Origin of the sequence: Nocardioides sp., from assembly GCF_014360585.1 — a bacterium.
GTDB lineage: Bacteria > Actinomycetota > Actinomycetes > Propionibacteriales > Nocardioidaceae > Nocardioides.
This window is the reverse complement of sequence record NZ_JACIXG010000150.1, coordinates 1-4,419: the sequence shown is the minus strand read 5'-3', so window position 1 is coordinate 4,419 and position 4,419 is coordinate 1. Positions and strand designations below refer to the sequence as shown.

At 70.5% G+C, this 4,419-nt stretch carries 4 protein-coding genes; 1 reads left to right on the top strand and 3 read right to left on the bottom strand.

From position 1 onward, the window contains the following. Positions 1-145: 145 nt before the first annotated feature. Genes H5T77_RS25470 through H5T77_RS25460 form a run of 3 tightly spaced genes read right to left on the bottom strand, consistent with a single transcriptional unit; the run spans position 146 to position 3,496 of the window. Positions 146-571 carry a DUF3054 domain-containing protein gene (locus H5T77_RS25470; RefSeq protein ID WP_292653406.1) on the bottom strand — a complete coding sequence of 142 codons (426 nt, stop codon included), beginning with the start codon at positions 569-571 and terminating at the stop codon, positions 146-148. Between the two features lie 22 nt (positions 572-593). Beyond that, entirely contained in the window at positions 594-1,724 is a 1,131-nt protein-coding gene (locus tag H5T77_RS25465) for an N-acetylglucosamine-6-phosphate deacetylase (protein ID WP_292653405.1), read from the bottom strand. Continuing rightward, positions 1,715-3,496, bottom strand: coding sequence for a dolichyl-phosphate-mannose--protein mannosyltransferase (locus H5T77_RS25460; RefSeq protein ID WP_292653404.1), 1,782 nt, complete (start codon positions 3,494-3,496; stop codon positions 1,715-1,717). Before H5T77_RS25460 ends, H5T77_RS25465 begins: the two co-directional genes overlap by 10 nt. 33 nt (positions 3,497-3,529) lie before the next feature. Here H5T77_RS25460 and rsmI point away from each other — a divergent pair, with 33 nt between their 5' ends. Then, positions 3,530-4,381, top strand: coding sequence for a 16S rRNA (cytidine(1402)-2'-O)-methyltransferase (gene rsmI / locus H5T77_RS25455; protein WP_292653403.1), 852 nt, complete (start codon positions 3,530-3,532; stop codon positions 4,379-4,381). Positions 4,382-4,419: the final 38 nt, after the last annotated feature.

The following is a 4,419-nucleotide window of genomic DNA, read 5'->3' as shown; positions in this document are numbered from 1 at the left end:
GGCCGGCCGAGACTTCACTTAGGTCGGCCGAGCCGTCACTTACGTGGGCCGTGTTGGCCCGGCAATGCCAACTCGGCCGACGCGAGTGACGTCTCGACCGACCTACCTGACGCTTCGGCCGACGCGGGTGACGCCTCGGCTGGGGTCAGCCGGCGAGGCGGCGGGAGCGGTAGTGGAGCTTGGCGCTGACGTAGCCGCGCCAGCCGACGAGGGTGATGCCGAGGAAGAGGATCGAGACCACGAGGAAGGCGGGCGCGAGGCCGCCGCCGGTGAGGCCGCGCAGCGCCATCCCGATGACGTACGTCCCGAACCAGACGACCACGCCGGCCGGCCAGGTGCGGGCGGCGGGCCAGCGGCGCCAGGCCAGGACGGCCCAGGCCACGGCGAGCCCGACCAGGAAAGGCCAGGCGATGCGGAGCACGACGAGCGCCGGGCCGGAGTCGTGCGACTGGCGGCCGGCGAAGGCGAAGAGGAGCACGAAGAAGACGTCCGCGGCGAAGGCCGCGACCGCCCACTTGGGCACGAGCCCGGCGATGAGTGGGGAGGAGACGTCGGACTTCGTGGAGGACATGGTGCTCAGGATACGAGCCGTTCTAGGAGGACAGCCAGACCCCGCCGCGCATCACCCGGACCGGCTGCAGCGACTCGTCGCAGACGACCAGATCGGCCCGGGCGCCCACGTCCAGACGGCCCGCGTCGATACCCACCACCGATGCCGGCCGCACGCTGGCGGCCTTCATGAGCATGGCCAGGTCGATCCCGGCCGCGGTGTGGCGGCGTACCTGGTCCAGGAGCCGCGAGGTGCCACCGGCGATCGACCCGTTGCCGGTCCCGTCGGCCACCCGGGCGACGCCGGAGCGTACCTCCACCGACAGCGGCCCGAGCTGGTAGTCGCCGTCGGCCATCCCGGCTGCGGCCATCGCGTCGGTGACGAGCACGACCGAGCCGGGCACCATCGACATCACCGCCCGGACGGTCTCGTCGGCGAGGTGGATGCCGTCCGCGATCAGCTCCACGCAGGCGTCGCCGACACCGGCCGCCCCCAGCGAGGCGAGCACGGGGCCGGGGTCGCGGTGGTGCGCGGGTGGCATCCCGTTGAAGAGGTGGGTCACCAGGCTCCCCGGGCCGGCGAGAAACGCACGGGCCTGAGCAGCGGCGGCCGCGGTGTGCCCCAGCGCCACGACGGTCCCGGCCTCGGCGAGCACGGCGGCGACCTCGTCGGCCCCCGGCAGGTCCGCGGCCAGCGTCATCACCCGCAGGTGTCCTCGGCCGGCGGCGAGGAGCTCACGGGTGAGCCCGACGTCCGGCGCCATCAGCCGATCGGGATCGTGCGCTCCTCGGCACGAGTGCGCCAGGAACGGCCCTTCCATGTGGATCCCGGCGATCAGCCCGGCCTCCGCGGCGGTGGCCAGGGACGAGACGACCGAGAGCAGCCGCTCGGGTGCGTCGGTCACGGTCGAGGCCAGCAGAGTGGTCGTACCGGCGGCGTGATGCACCCCGGCCGCGGCGGCGATCTCGTCCGAGGAGGTCGAGTGGAACGAAGCCCCACCCCCGCCGTGGTTGTGGATGTCCACCAGCCCAGGCAGGAGGATCCCGGACGACTCGGGGTCATCAGGGGCAGGGGAACGCACCTCGGTGACCTGCCCCGAGGACACGGTCACGACGACGTCGTCGAAGCCACCCGGCCGCGGCACTCGGCCGCGCAGCACATGCTCTAGATCCATCGTTTGAACCAGATCCTCGTCAGCCATTCTTGTCGGGTGAGCAGCTCGTCGGTGTAGATCGGCCAGAACCAGGCGAAGTTGCAGATCACCAGCACGACGAAGATGCCGCCGGCGATCGCGCCGCCGATGCGCCGCCGGGCCCCGGGGTCCCGGCCGGCCAGCGGAGGCGGCCGATCCAGCAGCTTGCCCAGGCACAGGCACAGGCCGAGCACCAGGAACGGCAGCGCGATGATCATGTAGAAGGAGAAGATCGGCCGCCCGGCGTACTGCAGCCACGGCAGCCACGTCGAGAGCACCCCGACCACAGCGACGCCGAACCTCCAGTCCCGCGCGGCGACCCACATGAACGCGGAGACGATCAGCGCGACGAAGGCTCCCCACCACAGGACGGGGGTGCCCAGCAGCAGGACCTGCCGCAGACACGTCCCCGCCTCCTCAGGACCGTCACCGTCGGGATCGGTCGTCGGCGACGCCTCGCACATCTCGCCACGCGACTTCGAGCCCGACAGGATCCCGGTGTCGGCGGCGACCCCGACCGGACGGTTCAGGACGAGCCAGCCGATCGGGTGCGAGCCGTAGGTGTGCTCGGCGCAGTCCAGGAAGTGGGTGTGGAAGGTGAAGACGTCGTGGTGGTAGTACCACAGCGACCGCAGCGACTGGGTCGCCTCCCCGAGCCCGGACGCGTCTGGCTCGGTCGCGGTCGGCCAGCGCTTGTCGTTGAGGTTCTCGGGGACGTACGACTTGTTCTCGCAGTGGCCCTCGCCGGTGTAGCGCGTGTACTGAGTCGCGGAGAGCGACTCCTCGTAGACGTCGGCGTGGGTCATCCACGGGATCCACGTGATCACGTAGACCGCGAGCGCGACCCCGACCAGATGCGCGAACGCCGTCGGCCCGTCGGCGACACAGGCACGGAGCCAGGAGAGCCGTACGCCGAAGGAGCGCCGCATCCCGGCGGACCAGGCCACATAGAGGAGACCGAAGGCGGCCAGCGGGTAGAGCGCCTCCCACTTGCAGCCGATCGCCAACCCCCACGCGATGCCCGAGCAGAGCAGCCACGGCCGGAACAGCATCCGGCGGATCGGGCCCCAGGCGCCGGGTGCGGTGAGCTGGGTGGGCGCGAGGTCGGCGAACCGCCGTCGACACCAGTCACGGTCCATCACCATCAGGTGCACCGCGAGCAGCAGGAAGAACGCCACGAAGAGATCGAGCAGGGCCAGCCTCGAGAGCACGAACGCGAGCCCGTCGAAGGTGATCAGGATGCCGCCGACGAGCCCGAGCAGCATGGAGCCGGAGACGCGGCGTACGAACCGGATCGTCAGCAGCACCAGGAGCGAGCCGATCACGACCGAGGCGATCCGCCAGCCGAACGGGTCCATCCCGAAGAGCTTGATGCCGATCGCGATGAGCCACTTGCCGACATCGGGGTGGACGATCATCGACGGTCCGTCGGCGAACTGCCCCTCGAGCTGTCCGGCGAGGATGCTGTCGTCGGCGCCCTCTATGAAGTTGCGCGCATAGCCGAACTCGAGCAGCGACCAGGCGTCCTTGGCGTAGTAGGTCTCGTCGAAGGCGAAGACCTTCGGGGTCCCCAGGTGCCACAGCCTGAGCAGGAAGGCGAGCGCGGTGATCCCGATCGTCGCCGCCCAGCCGGCCCGTGGCGAGCCGTTGATCCGGCGCCAGGCGCGTTCCCAGGCGGTCGGGAGGAGGTGACCGGAAGGGGTGCCGGCCAGGCCCTCCAAGGGCTCCGGCTCCTCGGTCACCGTCGTCGTCACGAGGGAACCATATAAGCCTGCAACAATATCGGTGTGGTAGATCCAAAGGACGGCGTGCTCGTACTTGCGGCAACCCCGATCGGACGGGTCGAGGATGCCCCACCCCGGTTGGCTTCCGAGCTCGCCACCGCCGACGTCATCGCAGCCGAGGACACCCGTCGGCTGCGCCGGCTGACGACCGATCTCGGGGTCGAGATCAAGGGCCGCGTCGTCTCCTACTTCGAGGGCAACGAGAGCGCGAAGACACCGACCCTGCTCGCCGACCTCCTCGACGGCAACCGCGTCCTGCTGGTCACCGATGCCGGCATGCCCTCGGTCTCCGACCCGGGCTATCGTCTCGTCGCCGCGGCGGTCGAGCAGGACGTACGAGTCACGGCGGTGCCCGGCCCGTCGGCCGTGCTGACCGCGCTGGCCGTCAGTGGCCTCCCCGTCGACCGGTTCTGCTTCGAGGGCTTCCTGCCCCGCAAGGCCGGCGAGCGCTCTCGTCGCTTGACGGGCCTGGCCAAGGAGGAGCGCACCATGGTCTTCTTCGAGGCGCCCCACCGCACCGAGGCCGCGTTGGCAGCCATGCGCGACGCCTTCGGCGCCACGCGCGCCGCCGCCGTCTGCCGCGAGCTCACCAAGACCCATGAGGAAGTACGCCGCGGCGGACTCGCCGAGCTCGTCGACTGGGCGAGGGAAGGGGTGAGGGGCGAGGTCACCATCGTCGTCACCGGCGCCGACCCGTCAGCCGAGATCGCCAACGACCCCGCCAGCCTCCGCGCCGCCGTGGCAGACCTGGAAGGTGAGGGCTTGACGAAGAAGGAAGCCATCGCCGAGACAGCCAAGCGGTCAGGTGTCCCAAAACGCGAGGTCTACGACCTGGTCCACAAACCCGCCGAGTAGTCAGTTCCTGACGCCTCGGCGTCAGAAACTGACTACTC